The sequence below is a fragment of the Acinetobacter sp. RF14B genome, assembly GCF_006864105.1.
In the GTDB taxonomy this organism is placed as follows: domain Bacteria; phylum Pseudomonadota; class Gammaproteobacteria; order Pseudomonadales; family Moraxellaceae; genus Acinetobacter; species Acinetobacter lwoffii_C.
The window spans coordinates 1-470 of sequence record NZ_SMTB01000263.1 but is presented as its reverse complement, the minus strand read 5'-3'; the positions used below and the strand labels follow the sequence as shown (position 1 = coordinate 470).

The window sequence follows — 470 nt, the reverse complement described above, 5'->3', positions numbered from 1 at the left end:
GATCGCTTCGGTCGCACTGCAACATAGTATTAATGCCAACCTTGTCAGTCGTTGGATCAGGATCTTCAGCCATCATGAGGGTGCCGTGCAGGATCCTACTCATGTGAATCCAGCATTTATTGCTTTGCCTTACACTGCTGCAATCAGCCAACCTATTGATGAGAGGATCACGTTGTGTATCACCGTGCCTCATACGAATAATGATATTCAGCTAAAATGGCAGACATCAGAAATACCTGCCTTGGCAGAATTACTCAAGGCACTGGCAACATGATCCGCATTGATGAAATTTGGCTCTCTACCCAGCCCATGGACATGCGTGCAGGTATGGATACTGTCATGGCTCAGGTGGTGAGAGCCTTTGGCTACATCAAACCGCATTGCGCCTACCTGTTCTGTAATAAACGTGGCCATCGCATGAAAGTGCTGGTACATGATGGACTGGGCATCTGGCTGTGTTCCCGGCGGCC

At 49.1% G+C, this 470-nt stretch carries 2 protein-coding genes; both read left to right on the top strand.

Annotated elements, in window-relative coordinates; translation table 11 throughout:
- Position 1: 1 nt before the first annotated feature.
- A complete protein-coding gene (locus tag E2K52_RS15550; RefSeq protein WP_227548262.1) occupies positions 2-274 on the top strand; it encodes an IS66 family insertion sequence element accessory protein TnpB in 273 nt (90 codons plus the stop codon).
- Positions 271-470, top strand: a 200-nt coding sequence (gene tnpB / locus E2K52_RS14870) for an IS66 family insertion sequence element accessory protein TnpB (RefSeq protein WP_151205736.1), incomplete at its 3' end; no start/stop codon positions are given. The genes E2K52_RS15550 and tnpB, both read left to right, overlap by 4 nt.